Origin of the sequence: Pacificoceanicola algae, from assembly GCF_049341065.1 — a bacterium.
Classification (GTDB): domain Bacteria; phylum Pseudomonadota; class Alphaproteobacteria; order Rhodobacterales; family Rhodobacteraceae; genus Pacificoceanicola.
The window spans coordinates 30,135-43,869 of record NZ_JBMPIX010000003.1; the positions used below are offsets into that span (position 1 = coordinate 30,135).

Consider the following 13,735-nt stretch of genomic DNA (forward strand, 5'->3'; position numbering starts at 1 on the left):
AATGGATCTGGAACACAAGTTCTGCCGTTTTGACGACGAAGTGAAGGTTGTCGAAGGCACAAAGATCGAAGGTTATGCCAGCCTGTTTGGAGCCTGCGATCAGGGCGGCGACGTGGTGAGCAAAGGCGCCTATGCCCGGTCTCTGGCGCGTCTGACCAAGGAGGGGCGCGGCGTAAAGATGTTGTGGCAACACGACCCGGCCCAGCCCATCGGCATCTGGGATGAGGTGCGCGAAGACGAGCGCGGCCTTTATGTCAAAGGCCGCCTGCTGGATAGCGTGGAAAAGGGCCGCGAGGCGGCTGCGCTGATCGAGGCGGGCGCAATTGACGGGCTGTCAATCGGCTATCGCACGCTCAAGGCGGCAAAGAATGACAAGGGCCAGCGGCTCTTGACTGAACTGGAGCTTTGGGAGGTCTCGCTTGTGACTTTCCCGATGCTTCCCAGTGCGCGGGTGGCTTCCAAGGGGGATGACCTCATGGCGGAAGACAGCCTGCACGAGCTGGCGGAGGTCCTTGAGGACTTGCGCCGTAACCTGGCGGGCGGCTGACGCGCGCCACTCTCACGACATGGGGAATAACCGCATGACCAAGACCGAGACCAAGTCTCGGACCGGGGAAGACTTGTCTCCGGTCACCCGGGTGAGTGCCGCGATGGCGGGACTGATCGGGGATTTCAAGGCCCTCCAGGCCGACCTTTCAGAGAAGCTGAACAAACAGGAAGAGCGACTGACCATGCTTGATCATAAATCCGCCCGCACGGGCCGCCCGGCCCTTTCGACCCAAATGGATGTCGAAGCCCCCCATCAGAAGGCCTTTGACGCCTATCTGCGCACCGGTGACGATGACGGCCTGCGCGGCCTCGAACTGGAAGGCAAGGCGATGTCCACGGCCGTGAATTCGGACGGCGGCTATCTGGTGGATCCGCAAACCGCCGACTCGATCAAGTCGACTCTGGCTGCGACCGCCTCGATCCGAGCGATTTCGAATATTGTGAACGTCGAGGCGTCGTCCTTTGACGTTCTGATCGATCAGAACGACGCTGGCGCTGGCTGGGCGGACGAAACCTCGTCTGCGGCGGAAACCGGCACGCCTACCATCGAGCGCATCTCGATCCCGCTGTACGAGCTGAACGCAATGCCCAAGGTGTCCCAGCGCCTGCTGGACGACAGCGCCTTTGATGTCGAAGGATGGCTGGCGGGCCGCATTTCCGAGAAATTCGCGCGCGCAGAAGCGGCGGCTTTCGTGAATGGTGACGGCGTTGACAAACCGCGCGGCATTCTCAACCACGCTCAGGTTGATCAGAGCGTTTGGGCCTGGGGGTCGATCGGTTACATCGAAGCTTCGATCGCCTCTGACTTTGGCGGCGGCGACGACCTGATCCAGTTGGTTTACACGCTGGGTGCTGAATATCGCGCTGGCGCCAGCTTTGTCATGAACTCCAAGACCGCAGGCGCGCTGCGCAAGCTCAAGGATGCGGACGGCCGCCACCTTTGGTCGGACGGCTTTGCTTCGGGCGAACCAGCGCGACTGTTGGGCTATCCGGTTCTGATCGCCGAAGACATGCCGGATATCTCGGTCGATGCGACCCCGATCGCCTTTGGTGACTTCGGCGCAGGCTACACCATCGCTGAACGTCCGGACCTGCGCGTTCTGCGCGATCCGTTCAGCGCCAAGCCGCACGTGTTGTTCTACGCAACCAAGCGCGTTGGCGGTGATGTCAGTGACTTTGCGGCCATCAAGCTGCTGCGCTGCATCGCCTAACGGCTGACGAGAATGGGGGGCGGGCAATCAGGCCTGCCTTCCAGAGGGCGCGCGTCCCGATGTTGTCCAGCAGCCCCCCTCCGCCCGTGCAACCTGGGCGGCGCGCGCCCGCTTTGACCGGGGCTGGGGGCCGGGCGAGGAGCTTTGGAGAATTGACATGATCTTGGTGGAAGAAACACAGGTGCCCGAGGCGGCTTTGCCCGTCGATGCGCTGAAGCAGCACCTGCGGCTGGGCAGCGGATTTGCCGAAGACAATGTGCAGGACGCGGTCCTCGGCTCATTCCTGCGGGCGGCGATGGCCTCGATCGAGGCGCGTTGTTCCAAGGCTCTGATCACGCGGAGCTTTGTGATGACGCTGAACGAGTGGCGCGATGCGACGGTGCAGGTCTTGCCGGTCGCCCCGGTGCTGGCGATCACTGAAATGACGCTGGTGGATGGCTATGGCGCTGCCACCGTGGTCGATCCGGCCAGATATCGGCTGGAAAAGGATACCTTTGCCCCTCGTCTGAAACCGCGCGGGACCTTCCTGCCAGGAATAGCCTCCGATGGGGCCGTCGAGATCCGCTTTGAAGCCGGTTTCGGAGCGAGTTTCACCGATTTGCCTGCCGATCTGGCGCAGGCAGTGCTGCTGCTGGCAGCGCATTATTACGAATATCGCGATGAAACGGCGCTGGGTCAGGGGTGCATGCCCTTTGGAGTGACCAGCCTGATTGCCCGGTATCGCCCGATGCGTTTGGGGATGAGCGGATGAGCGGCGTCAATCTGAGCCGACGCCTGACTCTGGAACGCGCCGAGCGGGTTCCGGATGGGGCGGGCGGTTATACGCAAACCTGGGTCGTTCTTGGCACCGTGTGGGGCGATGTTCAGGCCCGCACCGGACGTGTTGCGACCGGCGAGGCAGGTGCAGTGTCAGTCACCGGATACCGCATTGCCGTGCGTGCCGCCCCTTTGGGCCATTCCAATCGTCCCGAACCCGGGCAGCGTTTTGGCCTGCAGGGGCGGCAGTTTCGGATTGACGCGGTCACTGAGGATCCAAAGCGGAACCTCTACTTGATTTGCGATTGTAAAGAGGAAGTTACGCCATGAGCTATGCAGTTTCCGGTCCGTTGCAAGCGGCCGTTTATGCGCAGTTGCAGGCCGACGCGGCGCTGGGCGCTTTGGTTGGCGCCAACATTTTTGATGCTTTGCCGCAAGGCACTCTGCCGCCCCTTTATGTCGCCCTTGGGCCAGAGACGGTGCAGGATGCTTCGGATGTCAGCGGCGTGGGCGCGCGGCACGATTTCACGGTGTCTGTCATCACCGATGTTGCTGGTTTCCAAAGCGCAAAAGATGCGGCCGGTGCTGTCAGCGACGCGCTGCACGGGGCCGATCTCACGCTCAGTCGGGGCCGCCTTGTCGGGCTGTGGTTCCGCAAGGCCAAGGCCACCCGCGAGGCGGCAGGCCTGCGGCGGATCGATCTGACCTTCCGCGCCCGCGTGGAAGACGACGCGGCGGCATAGGCTCCGCTTTCGACAATTCCCTTCTGCGGCAGCGCGGAAACCCTTCAACCCAAATCAACTGGAGTAAGATCATGGGTGCACAAAACGGCAAAGACCTTCTCGTCAAAGTAGACCTGACCGGCGACGGCCAGTTTGAAACAATGGCGGGCCTGCGTGCGACGCGCGTCAGCTTTAACGCCGAGCAAGTCGATGTGACGACACTGGAAAGTCAGGGCGGATGGCGCGAGCTGCTGTCCGGGGCTGGCGTCAAATCGGCCAATATCAGCGGCTCGGGTGTCTTCAAGGATGCGGGCACGGACGAGCGCGCGCGGCAGATCTTTTTCGACGGCGAGACTCCGGAATTTCAGGTCATCATCCCGGATTTCGGCACAGTCGAGGGGGCCTTTCAGGTGACGTCGATCGAATACGCCGGCAGCCACAACGGTGAAGCGACTTACGAAGTTTCACTGGCCTCGGCGGGTGCATTGCAGTTCATCGCGGTTCCGGTGGCGTAATGGCCAATCCGTGGAGGGGGGAGGTGGCGCTTGTCATAGACGGAGAGCGCCACCTGATGCGGTTGACGCTGGGCGCTTTGGCGGAGCTCGAAGCCGAGCTGACCAGCGGATCTCTGGTCGATCTGGTCCAGCGTTTTGAAACCGGCGGCTTTAGCACGCGGGACGTGCTGGCGTTGATCGTCGCGGGTTTGCGCGGCAGTGGCTGGAAAGGCCGCACAGCGGACCTGATGCAAGCCGAAATCGAAGGTGGGCCAATGGCGGCGGCAAGGGCTTCGGCCGAATTGTTGGCGCGGGCTTTCATGACACCGGAGAGCGCGGATGACGGGGTTTGACTGGCCTGTGCTGATGCGTGCGGGAATGCGCGGTTTGGGGCTGAGCCCGGATGAATTCTGGGCTTTGACGCCAGCTGAACTGCAAGTGCTTTTGGGCGAAGGCCCGGGCGGGAAACCGATGGGACGGTCGCGGCTGGATCAGCTGATGGCGGCCTTCCCGGATCAGAGTAAAGGGGCTCAATCATGAGCGAATTGGACATGATCGGCGATCTCGGTGACGAGGTCGAGGCGCTGAAGGGCTCGCTTGGTGGCGCCGTTGGCATGGCCGCGCAGTTCGACGCGGAACTCAAGCGCATTCATCAGACGTTTTCGGCCACCGGAGCGGGCGCTGCCAAGCTGGAACGCACCCTGAGTGCGGGCGTCAGCCGGGCGATCGACGGCGTGGTTCTGGATGGGATGAAACTGTCGGACGCGCTGCAGGTTGTGGCCAACTCGATGATCAATGCGGCCTATCGTGCGGCGGTCAAGCCTGTGGCTGACCATGTGGGCGGGCTGCTGTCGACGGGAATGTCGGCAATGCTCGGAGGTTTCTCGCCGTTTGCCAATGGTGGCAGTTTTTCACAGGGGCGCGTGATGCCTTTCGCGACCGGCGGCGTTGTCAGCGGCCCGGTGACTTTCCCGATGCGTGGGGGCACGGGGTTGATGGGCGAAGCAGGCCCGGAGGCGATCATGCCGCTGACACGCGGTGCGGACGGCAAGCTGGGCGTGCGTTCGTCCGGTGGCGGGCAGCCTGTCACCGTCGTCATGAACATTTCGACCCCGGACGTTCAGGGGTTCCAACGTAGCCAAAGCCAGATCGCGGCGCAGATGAGCCGTGCACTGAGCAAGGGCGCGCGCAACAGGTAATGGAGGGAAAAATGGCGTTTCATGAAGTGAGATTTCCGGCGGACCTGAGCTTTGGCTCGGTTGGCGGTCCCGAGCGGCGGACAGACATTGTCCAGCTGACCAGCGGTTTCGAAGAGCGCAATACGCCCTGGGCGCATTCGCGCAGGCGGTATGACGCGGGACTGGGACTGCGCGCGCTTGACGATGTCGAACAGCTGATCGCCTTTTTCGAGGCGCGCCAGGGGCAACTGTTTGGGTTCCGCTGGAAGGACTGGGCCGACTACAAGTCTTGTCCGCCGTCGCGCAAACCTGCCTATGGCGATCAGGTCATAGCGAAGGGAGACGGCGAGACACGCGGTTTTCAGCTGATCAAGACATATCGTTCAGGTGAGGGGGCCTATGCCCGCCCGATCACCAAGCCGGTCGCAGGTACCGTGGTCGCGGCAGTTCAGGAGGTTGAGCGGCGCGAGGGGCTTCACTTCGAGCTGAACACGGAAACCGGAGTCATCACTTTCGATGAGCCGCCTCTGGAAGGCGCCGAGATCAGCGCAGGCTTTGAATTTGATGTGCCAGTGCGGTTTGACACGGACCGGATCAATGTCAGTGTGGCCAGTTTCCGTGCCGGGCAGGTGCCCGATGTACCAGTTGTAGAGGTGCGAGTCTGATGTCCAACGCAGAGGCACTTCACACCCATCTGGAGAGCGGGATTGGCACCGTTTCGCGGGCCTGGGCCGTAACGCGCCGCGATGGCACGGTCTACGGGTTCACCGACCATGACCGTGACCTGAACTTCGACGGCATCACCTTTCGTGCCGATACCGGGCTTTCGGCCCGGGCACTTCAGCAGGCAACGGGCCTTTCGGTGGACAACACCGAGGCCATGGGCGCACTTACAGACACGGCAATTCGCGAAGAAGACATTGCCGCAGGTCGCTTTGATGGCGCCGAGGTTGTTTCTTGGCTCGTGAACTGGGCGGATGTTTCAGCCCGGCGGATCATGTTCCGCGGCCATATCGGCGAGTTGCGCCGGGGGAATGGTGCTTTTCATGCTGAACTGCGCGGTTTGACGGATTTGTTGAACCGTCCATTGGGACGCGTCTATCAAAAGCCTTGCTCAGCCGTGCTTGGCGACAAGGCCTGTGCCTTTGATGTGTCCCGTGCCGGGTACAGCCATGAGGGGGTGATGCTCTCGGCGCAGGATGCGCGTTCGTTCCGTTTCGAACAGCTCTCAACGTTTGAGCCGGGTTGGTTTCAACGCGGGCGGCTTGAGGTGCTGAGCGGCGCCGCTGCGGGCCTGAGTGGCGCGATCAAGCGCGATGTCTTGGAAGCAGACGGTACCAGGCGCATTGACCTTTGGGACTCGCTTCGCGCGACCCCTGAAGCAGGGGATCAGATTCGTCTGATTGCAGGATGCGACAAGCGCTTTGAAACCTGCCGCCTCAAGTTCAACAACGTGATCAACTATCAGGGATTCCCGGATATCCCCGAGGAAGACTGGGTCTTTGTGCACGCCTCGCAGGCCAAGACAACTGGCGGAGGTTCTCGGCGATGAGCACTGTGGTTGAGGCCGCACGCGGCTGGATTGGAACACCCTATGTCCATCAGGCCTCGGTCCGGGGAGCGGGCTGCGACTGTTTGGGTTTGCTGCGCGGTGTCTGGCGCGAGGTGATCGGGCCAGAACCCGAAAAGATTCCCGCGTACACAATGGATTGGTCAGAACCGCAGGGCGAGGAACGCCTTTGGCGCGTGGGGATGGCGCATCTGCGGCCAAAGCCGATGACCGAGGCGGCCTTGGGTGACGTGCTGTTGTTCAGAATGCGTGACGGCTCTGTCGCCAAACATGTGGGCATTCAGGCCTGTTTGGGGGCTCAGGCCTCATTCGTGCATGCCTATAGCGGGCATGGAGTGATCGAAAGTGCGCTCAGCGCACCTTGGGCGCGGCGCATTGTTGCGCGCTTTGTCCTTCCAATGGAGGCCCGGTAATGGCGACTATCCTTCTTTCGGCCGCAGGCGCGGCAATCGGCAGTTCGATTGGCGGCTCGGTCCTTGGGCTCAGCATGACGGCGGTAGGTCGTTTTGTGGGCGCCTCATTGGGGCGTGCGTTGGATCAACGGCTCATGGGGCAGGGCTCAGAGGCTGTTGAGACCGGCAAGATCGACCGCTTTAGGATCACCGGCGCTGGTGAAGGCGCCCCTGTGGCGCAGGTCTATGGACGAATGCGCCTAGGTGGGCATGTGATCTGGGCTACCGAGTTCAAGGAACGTGTGAAAGAAAGCGGCGGCGGCGGCAAAGGCACCCCCCAGCAGCCTCAGATCAAGAAATACAGTTATTCCTTGAGCCTCGCTCTTGCATTGTGCGAGGGGGAGATCACCGGAGTTCAGCGTATTTGGGCAGACGGCGCCGAGGTCCCGCTTCAGGATCTCAATATGCGGGTTTATCCAGGAACGTATGATCAACTGCCTGACCCCAAGATCGAGGCCGTCGAAGGCACGGGGCAGGTGCCCGCCTATCGCGGCACCGCCTATGTGGTGATCGAAGATCTGCAACTTGAGCGTTTCGGCAACCGCATTCCCCAGTTCAGTTTTGAAGTGACGCGGCCTGATCTGCAGGACGCTACGGATGTTCCTACGGCCGTCAGCGGGGTTGCAATGATCCCCGGCACCGGGGAATACGCCCTGGCAACAGAGCCGGTCTATATGCGCTATGCTGCAAGCTCCGGGGATTTGTTCGGTGCTGGAAAGGGCGGCAAGCGGGTCGCCAATATCAACTCTCCGTCGGAAGAGCCGGATTTCAACACATCGCTGAAACAGCTGACGGATGAATTGCCAGGCTGCGGCGCGAGCTCTTTGGTGGTCAGCTGGTTTGGCAATGATTTGCGCTGCGGATCGTGCCAGATCAAGCCCAAGGTCGAGCAGGCAGAATTCGACGCCCCCAAGATGCCGTGGTCAGTCAGTGGGTTGTCGCGCGCCGACGCAGAATTGGTACCGCATTCGGCGGATCGTCCGGTCTATGGCGGAACGCCCACGGATCAATCAGTGGTGCAGGCAATTCGGCGCATGTCAGCCGAAGGGCTGGAAGTTATGTATTATCCTTTCATCCTTATGGATCAGATGGAAGGCAACGGGTTGACAGACCCGTGGACAGGCGCGGATGACCAACCGAGCCTGCCGTGGCGCGGCCGCATTACGCTGAGCACGGCACCGGGGCGCGTGGGCTCCCCAGACGGTACGACAGGTGCCGATGCCGAAGTCGCGGCCTTTTTCGGATCAGTCACCGCAACCGATTTCACTGTTGGCGATGGCACGGTCGAATATAACGGCCCGGAGGAGTGGAGCTACAGCCGCTTCATTCTGCATCAAGCGGCGCTTTGCGCTGCTGCCGGAGGCGTAAAAGCCTTCTGTATCGGTTCCGAGATGCGCAGTCTGACGCAAGTCCGTGGGGCGTCCGGTTTCGCTGCTGTTGCCGCGTTGAAAGCGCTGGCCGCAGAGTGTCGCGCCATGCTGGGGCCGCAGGTCAAGCTGGGCTATGCGGCGGATTGGACCGAGTATTTCGGGTATCACCCGCAGGATGGCTCAGGCGATCTGTTCTTTCACCTTGATCCGCTCTGGAGCGATGAGAATGTCGATTTCATCGGGATCGATAACTATATGCCATTGTCTGATTGGCGCGATAGCGCGGGTCATGCTGATGCCGAATGGGGATCAATCTATAACCTCGACTATCTCAAAGCGAATATTGCCGGTGGGGAAGGTTATGACTGGTACTATGACGGTCAGGAAGGCCGCGACGCTCAGCGCCGCGAACCCATCACCGACGGTGCCTACGATGAACCTTGGGTCTGGCGCTACAAGGACATCCGCAACTGGTGGCAGAACCTGCACTATGAACGCATTGGTGGGGTGCGTGCCGACGATCCTACCGCGTGGGCTCCAGGTTCCAAGCCGATCTGGTTCACCGAACTTGGCTGTGCGGCGGTCAACAAGGGCACGAACCAACCGAACAAATTTGTCGATCCGAAAAGCTCTGAATCCTCGCTGCCCCACTATTCGAATGGTTTGCGGGATGAGTTGATCCAGCGGCAGTATATCCGCGCGATATATGACTACTGGGGGGATCCTGAGAACAATCCTGCCTCCGAAGTTTACGGCGGGCCGATGATCGACATGTCCCGTGCCTTTGTCTGGGCATGGGACGCAAGGCCCTATCCCTGGTTCCCGGGCAACGATGCGCTTTGGTCCGATGGCCCAAACTATCGGCAGGGTCATTGGCTGAATGGGCGTGTCTCCGGCCGAACGCTGGCCTCCGTTGTGCGCGAAATTTGCGAGCGGGCGGGTTTGACCGGGATCGACACCAGAGCCTTGCACGGCTTTGTGCGGGGGTACATCGTGCCAACTGTCAGCGACGCCCGTCGAGCGTTGCAGCCTTTGATGCTGGCCTACGGCTTTGACGCGATCGAGCGCGACGGGACGTTGGTGTTCCGCATGCGGGACGGTGCTCAACCTATTGACATCTCGACTGAGAATCTCGCTCTCAGCGAGGATGTCGAAGGGGATCTGATGGAAACCCGCGCCAGCGAAGTGGAAATGGCTGGGCGCGTCCGGGTCGGCTTTGTTCTTGCGGACGCGGACCATCAGGTGGCCACCGAGGAAACAGTTCTGCCCGATGAGCAAACCCACGCCGTCGCCGAAACCGACCTGTCGCTGGTGATGACACGCGGTGAAGGCCGACAGACCGCCGAACGCTGGCTTGCTGAAGCGCGGGTATCGCGCGACACCATGCGTTTTGCGCTGCCACCCTCCAAGCTGCACCTGGGCGCTGGTGACGTGGTCCGACTGCCCACGCGGTCTGGACCGGTTCTGGCGAGGATCGACAGGGTCGACGTCCTGGATCACCAGATCATCGATGCTGTGCGGATCGAACCGGACGCGTTCCAACCTTCGGAATACACTGAAGATGGTGTTTCCATGCGGCCATTTACAGCCGCCGTGCCGGTGACCCCGTTCTTCATGGATCTTCCGTTGATGAGCGGTGAAGAGGTTGAGCATGCGCCGCACCTCGCGCTTGCCGCCGAGCCCTGGCCTGGAACGGTTGCTGTCTATGATGCTCCGACGGATGCGGATTACGCACTGAACGGGATCATCGCGGCGCAGTCCGTCATCGGGGTGACGGAAACTCCGCTGCATGCCGCGGGCGCTGGGCGAATTGATCGGGGTGCGCCTTTGCGCATCCGGTTGGCCACGGGCGCGCTCCAGTCGATATCGAACGAGGCATTTCTTGCGGGCGCCAACCTGATGGCTATCGGGGATGGCACCCCGGGAAATTGGGAATTGTTCCAGTTCCGCGATGCTGATCTTGTCGAGGACGATGTCTGGGCGCTTGGCCACCGTTTGCGCGGACAAGCGGGCAGCGATGGTGTCATGCCAGAGACCTGGCCGGCTGGATCCATCGTGGTTATGATGGATGGCGCTCCGGTGCAGATCGCCCTTGCGGCTGCGCAGCGACGACTTGAGCGCCACTTCAGGATTGGTCCGGCCCGCAGACCGTATGACGATCCGACCTATGTGCACGAAGTTCACGCCTTTGATGGCAATGGTTTGCGGCCCTATCGCCCTGCGCACCTGCGTGTGACAGAGGCCGCCGGTGACCTTTCCGTCAACTGGATCCGCCGCACCCGGATCGAGGGCGATCCTTGGGATCTGTTCGAAGTGCCATTGGGCGAGGAGTCTGAACTCTATGTGGTTCGCGTTCTTCAGTCTGACACGGTCGTGCGGGAAGAGCAGGTCACTGCGCCAGAATGGACCTATTCGGCGGGTATGCAAAACGCCGATGGCCTCAGCGGGCTTTTCACGATCGCGGTGGCGCAGGTCTCTGCCCGCTTTGGTCCCGGTCCTTTCGCAACTCAGGTCTTCAACCGATGAGACCGGTACTGTCGGGCGACGTGAGCGCCGCGGCGCGGGCACTGTTAGCAGTGCCCGCGTCTGCGCGTGGCAGTCTGGCCAAACGGCTGGTGATCCAAGCAGAGGCAGCGGACCAGTATCGTCGAAAACTGGGCAAAGCCCATCCCTTTTGGGGGAACGGTACCCTGATGGCGGCGGCTTTGGGGCGCTGCCCCTTACCCGCCGAGCGGCGTATGGACGATCCGGACTATGCCGAGTGTTTCGTGACGGTTCTGGAGGCATTGCGCGACAGGCGAAACGCGATCTGAGCGCAGGGCGGTCTCAGCCCCGTGCACAGGAAATGCAGCGGGTGGCGGTTGGATCCAGCTCCAGACGCTTGGGCGCGATTTCGTCGCCACATTCGTTGCAATACCCGAACTCCTCCTCTTTCAAACGATCCAAAGCCGCCAGCAAGGCCCGCCGCAGCCCGTCACGGCGCGCTTGCGTTGCCTTGGCCATGGATTGGTTCAGCAGAGCATCCTGACGGGACAACCGCCCAACTGCCTGCTGATCCAGTACCACAGTGGATTGCCCCTGCAGCCCGCGTGCGTCCTCAATGTCCAGCTCGGCCAGTCGCGCTTCGATCAGGTTCTGGAACCGAAGTGTTTCTGTCTCATCCATTTTTGCAATCCCTGCCATCACGGATTTGCGTTTCGCCTGACGCAGACTATCTGTTATCGTGACCTCGTCAAAGGAGAGTTGAGATGGCTGAAACGCGCGCAAAATTGGCCGAAGTCGATCCGGTCTGGGCCCGCATCGTTCGCGAGGCAGAAGAGGCCGTAAAAGCCGAACCGCTTCTTGGCGGAATGGTGCATTACTCGATCCTGCACTACCCAACGCTGGAGCAGGCGCTGGGCTTCCGGATTTCCCTGAAGCTTGCCAATGGCGAGATGTCCGAACAGATCCTTCGTGAAATCTGCGACGAAGCCCACAAGGCCGACCCAGATATTGCGCAAGCGGCGCGCGCTGACATCGTTGCGGTCTACGATCGTGATCCGGCCTGCCATCGCTATTTGCAACCGTTGCTGTTCTTCAAAGGGTTTCAGGCCATTCAGGCCTATCGCGTCGCGCATTGGCTGTGGAAACAGGGACGCAAGGATATGGCCTATTTCTTCCAGATGCGCAGTTCTGAAACCTTTGGAATCGACATCCATCCGGCGGCCCGTATCGGGCGCGGGATCATGATCGACCACGCCCATTCCATCGTGATTGGTGAAACTGCGGTGGTCGGCGACAACGTGTCGATGCTGCATTCGGTAACGCTTGGCGGGACCGGAAAGGAAGAAGAGGATCGTCATCCCAAGATCGGCAATGGCGTGTTGATCGGCGCGGGTGCGAAAGTTCTGGGCAATATCCGCGTCGGCGATTGCTCGCGGATCGCCGCGGGCTCTGTCGTGCTGCACGATGTGCCGGAGTGCACCACGGTTGCGGGCGTGCCAGCCAAGATCGTTGGGAAAGCCGGCTGTCCGCAGCCGTCCATCAACATGGACCAACTGTTGCGCGACAGTGTCTGACTGCCAAGCCAAAGCGGCTTAGGCATCACTTCGGAAAGGTACCAGCTTTGCGGCATGGGGGTATGGCCCCCATGTCCACTCAGGCAAGCATGGCCATCGGGTTTTCAATATTGTCGACGATCGCATTGAGCAGGTCGGCCCCCAAGGCACCGTCGATCACCCGGTGATCCACGCTCAGCGTCACTGACATGACAGTGGCGACTCCCAATTCCCCATCAGCACCGACCACGGGTTTTTTGACGCCCGCGCCGACGGCCAGAATGGCGCCGTGCGGCGGGTTGATTACCGCGTCGAAATTGTCGATGCCGAACATACCGAGGTTCGAGATGGCAAAGCTGCCGCCCTGATATTCATGCGGCGCCAGCTTGCGATCCCGGGCGCGGGCCGCCAAATCTTTCATTTCTGCGGACAGCGCCGAAAGGCTCTTGAAATGCGCATCCCTGAGAACCGGGGTGAACAGCCCGCCTTCGATCGCCACAGCCACCGCCACATCGGAGGGGGTCAGTTGCAATATTCGATCCCCCGCCCAGACCGCATTGGCGGCGGGCACCTGTTGCAGCGCGTTTGCGCAGGCCTTGATGATAAAGTCGTTGACGCTCAGCTTGACGCCGCGGGCGTCTAACTGATTGTTCAACTGGCTGCGAAACGACAGCAGTGCGTCTAGGCGGATGTCGCGGCGCAAATAGAAATGCGGGATGGTTTGCTTGGCTTCGGTCAGCCGTGCGGCGATGGTTTTGCGCATGCCATCAAGCGGAATTTCCTTGTACTCCCGATCCTGATACATCGCGGCGACAGCATCGGAGGAGATCGCCGGAGCGGCGGAGGGGGACGCAGCAGTTTTCGTCGCGGTCGCGACAGGTTGCGCTGCGGGGGCAGCGCTTGCAGTTTCCACATCGGCTTTGACGATCCGTCCATGCGGGCCAGAGCCTTTGATCTGCGACAGGTCCAGACCCTTGTCGGCCGCAATGCGGCGCGCAAGGGGAGAGGCAAATATCCGGCTGCCGTCAGCGGATTCCGGAGCAGGGGGGGCGGCTTTGTCGGAGCCCCCTTCGGGGGCCGCCTCCGCAGCCGCTGTTGCCTCAGCCTGCGGCTGCGGGGCAACGGGCGCGTCGCTTATGTCGCTGGCGCTTTCGCCTTCTTCCAGCAGCACGGCGATAGGGGTGTTCACCTTGACGTCTGCAGTGCCCTCGGTGATCAGGATCTTGCCAATCGTGCCTTCGTCCACCGCTTCGAATTCCATCGTGGCTTTGTCGGTTTCAATCTCGGCAATTACGTCGCCGGACTGGACGCTGTCGCCCTCTTTGACCAGCCATTTGGCGAGCGTGCCTTCCTCCATCGTGGGCGAGAGGGCGGGCATGAGAATTTGTGTGGGCAT

At 61.3% G+C, this 13,735-nt stretch carries 17 protein-coding genes; 15 read left to right on the top strand and 2 right to left on the bottom strand.

Annotated features, from left to right (window positions below; genetic code table 11):
- The first annotated feature begins 1 nt into the window (after position 1).
- From ACOYQJ_RS05015 to ACOYQJ_RS05080, 14 genes are all read left to right on the top strand, one after another.
- Positions 2-547 (top strand): HK97 family phage prohead protease, encoded by a 546-nt coding sequence (locus ACOYQJ_RS05015; protein ID WP_422904916.1) that lies wholly within the window; start codon positions 2-4, stop codon positions 545-547.
- A 34-nt stretch (positions 548-581) separates the two neighbouring features.
- Positions 582-1,760 (top strand): phage major capsid protein, encoded by a 1,179-nt coding sequence (locus tag ACOYQJ_RS05020; protein WP_422904917.1) that lies wholly within the window; start codon positions 582-584, stop codon positions 1,758-1,760.
- 157 nt (positions 1,761-1,917) lie between these two features.
- Complete coding sequence (locus ACOYQJ_RS05025; RefSeq protein ID WP_422904918.1) at positions 1,918-2,511, top strand: head-tail connector protein; 594 nt, start codon at positions 1,918-1,920, stop codon at positions 2,509-2,511.
- The gene (locus ACOYQJ_RS05030) at positions 2,508-2,846 is read left to right on the top strand and encodes a phage head closure protein (protein ID WP_422904919.1); all 339 of its coding nucleotides are present in this window, start codon (positions 2,508-2,510) and stop codon (positions 2,844-2,846) included. The genes ACOYQJ_RS05025 and ACOYQJ_RS05030 overlap by 4 nt, the downstream gene beginning before the upstream one ends.
- Positions 2,843-3,259: a DUF3168 domain-containing protein gene (locus tag ACOYQJ_RS05035; protein WP_422904920.1), complete on the top strand. Its 417-nt coding sequence runs from the start codon at positions 2,843-2,845 to the stop codon at positions 3,257-3,259. Before ACOYQJ_RS05030 ends, ACOYQJ_RS05035 begins: the two co-directional genes overlap by 4 nt.
- A gap of 71 nt (positions 3,260-3,330) precedes the next feature.
- A complete protein-coding gene (locus tag ACOYQJ_RS05040; protein WP_422904921.1) occupies positions 3,331-3,753 on the top strand; it encodes a phage major tail protein, TP901-1 family in 423 nt (140 codons plus the stop codon).
- Positions 3,753-4,085, top strand: a complete 333-nt coding sequence (locus ACOYQJ_RS05045) for a gene transfer agent family protein (protein ID WP_422904922.1) — start codon at positions 3,753-3,755, stop codon at positions 4,083-4,085. Before ACOYQJ_RS05040 ends, ACOYQJ_RS05045 begins: the two co-directional genes overlap by 1 nt.
- A complete protein-coding gene (locus ACOYQJ_RS05050; RefSeq protein ID WP_422904923.1) occupies positions 4,072-4,272 on the top strand; it encodes a rcc01693 family protein in 201 nt (66 codons plus the stop codon). The genes ACOYQJ_RS05045 and ACOYQJ_RS05050 overlap by 14 nt, the downstream gene beginning before the upstream one ends.
- Entirely contained in the window at positions 4,269-4,931 is a 663-nt protein-coding gene (locus ACOYQJ_RS05055) for an RcGTA-type gene transfer agent tail tape measure protein (protein WP_422904924.1), read from the top strand. The genes ACOYQJ_RS05050 and ACOYQJ_RS05055 overlap by 4 nt, the downstream gene beginning before the upstream one ends.
- An 11-nt stretch (positions 4,932-4,942) precedes the next feature.
- The gene (locus ACOYQJ_RS05060) at positions 4,943-5,575 is read left to right on the top strand and encodes a phage distal tail protein, Rcc01695 family (protein WP_422904925.1); all 633 of its coding nucleotides are present in this window, start codon (positions 4,943-4,945) and stop codon (positions 5,573-5,575) included.
- A complete protein-coding gene (locus tag ACOYQJ_RS05065) occupies positions 5,575-6,462 on the top strand; it encodes a phage/gene transfer agent baseplate hub protein (protein WP_422904926.1) in 888 nt (295 codons plus the stop codon). Before ACOYQJ_RS05060 ends, ACOYQJ_RS05065 begins: the two co-directional genes overlap by 1 nt.
- A complete protein-coding gene (locus ACOYQJ_RS05070; RefSeq protein ID WP_422904927.1) occupies positions 6,459-6,893 on the top strand; it encodes an NlpC/P60 family protein in 435 nt (144 codons plus the stop codon). The genes ACOYQJ_RS05065 and ACOYQJ_RS05070 overlap by 4 nt, the downstream gene beginning before the upstream one ends.
- Positions 6,893-10,828, top strand: a complete 3,936-nt coding sequence (locus tag ACOYQJ_RS05075; RefSeq protein WP_422904928.1) for a baseplate multidomain protein megatron — start codon at positions 6,893-6,895, stop codon at positions 10,826-10,828. The genes ACOYQJ_RS05070 and ACOYQJ_RS05075 overlap by 1 nt, the downstream gene beginning before the upstream one ends.
- A complete protein-coding gene (locus ACOYQJ_RS05080; protein WP_422904929.1) occupies positions 10,825-11,115 on the top strand; it encodes a DUF7742 family protein in 291 nt (96 codons plus the stop codon). The genes ACOYQJ_RS05075 and ACOYQJ_RS05080 overlap by 4 nt, the downstream gene beginning before the upstream one ends.
- A 13-nt stretch (positions 11,116-11,128) precedes the next feature.
- On the opposite strand, the gene ACOYQJ_RS05085 is transcribed toward ACOYQJ_RS05080, so the two are convergent.
- Positions 11,129-11,467 (bottom strand): TraR/DksA family transcriptional regulator, encoded by a 339-nt coding sequence (locus ACOYQJ_RS05085; RefSeq protein WP_422904930.1) that lies wholly within the window; start codon positions 11,465-11,467, stop codon positions 11,129-11,131.
- An 83-nt stretch (positions 11,468-11,550) separates the two neighbouring features.
- On the opposite strand from ACOYQJ_RS05085, the gene cysE reads away from it, so the two are divergent.
- Positions 11,551-12,360: a serine O-acetyltransferase gene (cysE, locus tag ACOYQJ_RS05090; RefSeq protein ID WP_422904931.1), complete on the top strand. Its 810-nt coding sequence runs from the start codon at positions 11,551-11,553 to the stop codon at positions 12,358-12,360.
- 79 nt (positions 12,361-12,439) lie between these two features.
- Here cysE and ACOYQJ_RS05095 read toward each other — a convergent pair whose 3' ends face one another.
- Positions 12,440-13,735 (bottom strand): pyruvate dehydrogenase complex dihydrolipoamide acetyltransferase, encoded by a 1,296-nt coding sequence (locus ACOYQJ_RS05095; RefSeq protein WP_422904932.1) that lies wholly within the window; start codon positions 13,733-13,735, stop codon positions 12,440-12,442.

What these genes read in the sequence shown, in the direction of transcription:
- ACOYQJ_RS05015 (WP_422904916.1), top strand. Translation starts at nt 2, where the DNA reads ATGGATCTGGAACACAAGTTCTGCCGTTTTGACGACGAAGTGAAGGTT.
- ACOYQJ_RS05075 (WP_422904928.1), top strand. Translation starts at nt 6,893, where the DNA reads ATGGCGACTATCCTTCTTTCGGCCGCAGGCGCGGCAATCGGCAGTTCG.
- ACOYQJ_RS05085 (WP_422904930.1), bottom strand. Translation starts at nt 11,467, where the DNA reads ATGGATGAGACAGAAACACTTCGGTTCCAGAACCTGATCGAAGCGCGA.
- ACOYQJ_RS05060 (WP_422904925.1), top strand. Translation starts at nt 4,943, where the DNA reads ATGGCGTTTCATGAAGTGAGATTTCCGGCGGACCTGAGCTTTGGCTCG.
- ACOYQJ_RS05050 (WP_422904923.1), top strand. Translation starts at nt 4,072, where the DNA reads ATGACGGGGTTTGACTGGCCTGTGCTGATGCGTGCGGGAATGCGCGGT.
- ACOYQJ_RS05025 (WP_422904918.1), top strand. Translation starts at nt 1,918, where the DNA reads ATGATCTTGGTGGAAGAAACACAGGTGCCCGAGGCGGCTTTGCCCGTC.
- ACOYQJ_RS05020 (WP_422904917.1), top strand. Translation starts at nt 582, where the DNA reads ATGACCAAGACCGAGACCAAGTCTCGGACCGGGGAAGACTTGTCTCCG.
- ACOYQJ_RS05065 (WP_422904926.1), top strand. Translation starts at nt 5,575, where the DNA reads ATGTCCAACGCAGAGGCACTTCACACCCATCTGGAGAGCGGGATTGGC.
- ACOYQJ_RS05080 (WP_422904929.1), top strand. Translation starts at nt 10,825, where the DNA reads ATGAGACCGGTACTGTCGGGCGACGTGAGCGCCGCGGCGCGGGCACTG.
- ACOYQJ_RS05040 (WP_422904921.1), top strand. Translation starts at nt 3,331, where the DNA reads ATGGGTGCACAAAACGGCAAAGACCTTCTCGTCAAAGTAGACCTGACC.
- ACOYQJ_RS05070 (WP_422904927.1), top strand. Translation starts at nt 6,459, where the DNA reads ATGAGCACTGTGGTTGAGGCCGCACGCGGCTGGATTGGAACACCCTAT.
- ACOYQJ_RS05045 (WP_422904922.1), top strand. Translation starts at nt 3,753, where the DNA reads ATGGCCAATCCGTGGAGGGGGGAGGTGGCGCTTGTCATAGACGGAGAG.
- ACOYQJ_RS05095 (WP_422904932.1), bottom strand. Translation starts at nt 13,735, where the DNA reads ATGCCCACACAAATTCTCATGCCCGCCCTCTCGCCCACGATGGAGGAA.
- ACOYQJ_RS05055 (WP_422904924.1), top strand. Translation starts at nt 4,269, where the DNA reads ATGAGCGAATTGGACATGATCGGCGATCTCGGTGACGAGGTCGAGGCG.
- ACOYQJ_RS05030 (WP_422904919.1), top strand. Translation starts at nt 2,508, where the DNA reads ATGAGCGGCGTCAATCTGAGCCGACGCCTGACTCTGGAACGCGCCGAG.
- cysE (WP_422904931.1), top strand. Translation starts at nt 11,551, where the DNA reads ATGGCTGAAACGCGCGCAAAATTGGCCGAAGTCGATCCGGTCTGGGCC.
- ACOYQJ_RS05035 (WP_422904920.1), top strand. Translation starts at nt 2,843, where the DNA reads ATGAGCTATGCAGTTTCCGGTCCGTTGCAAGCGGCCGTTTATGCGCAG.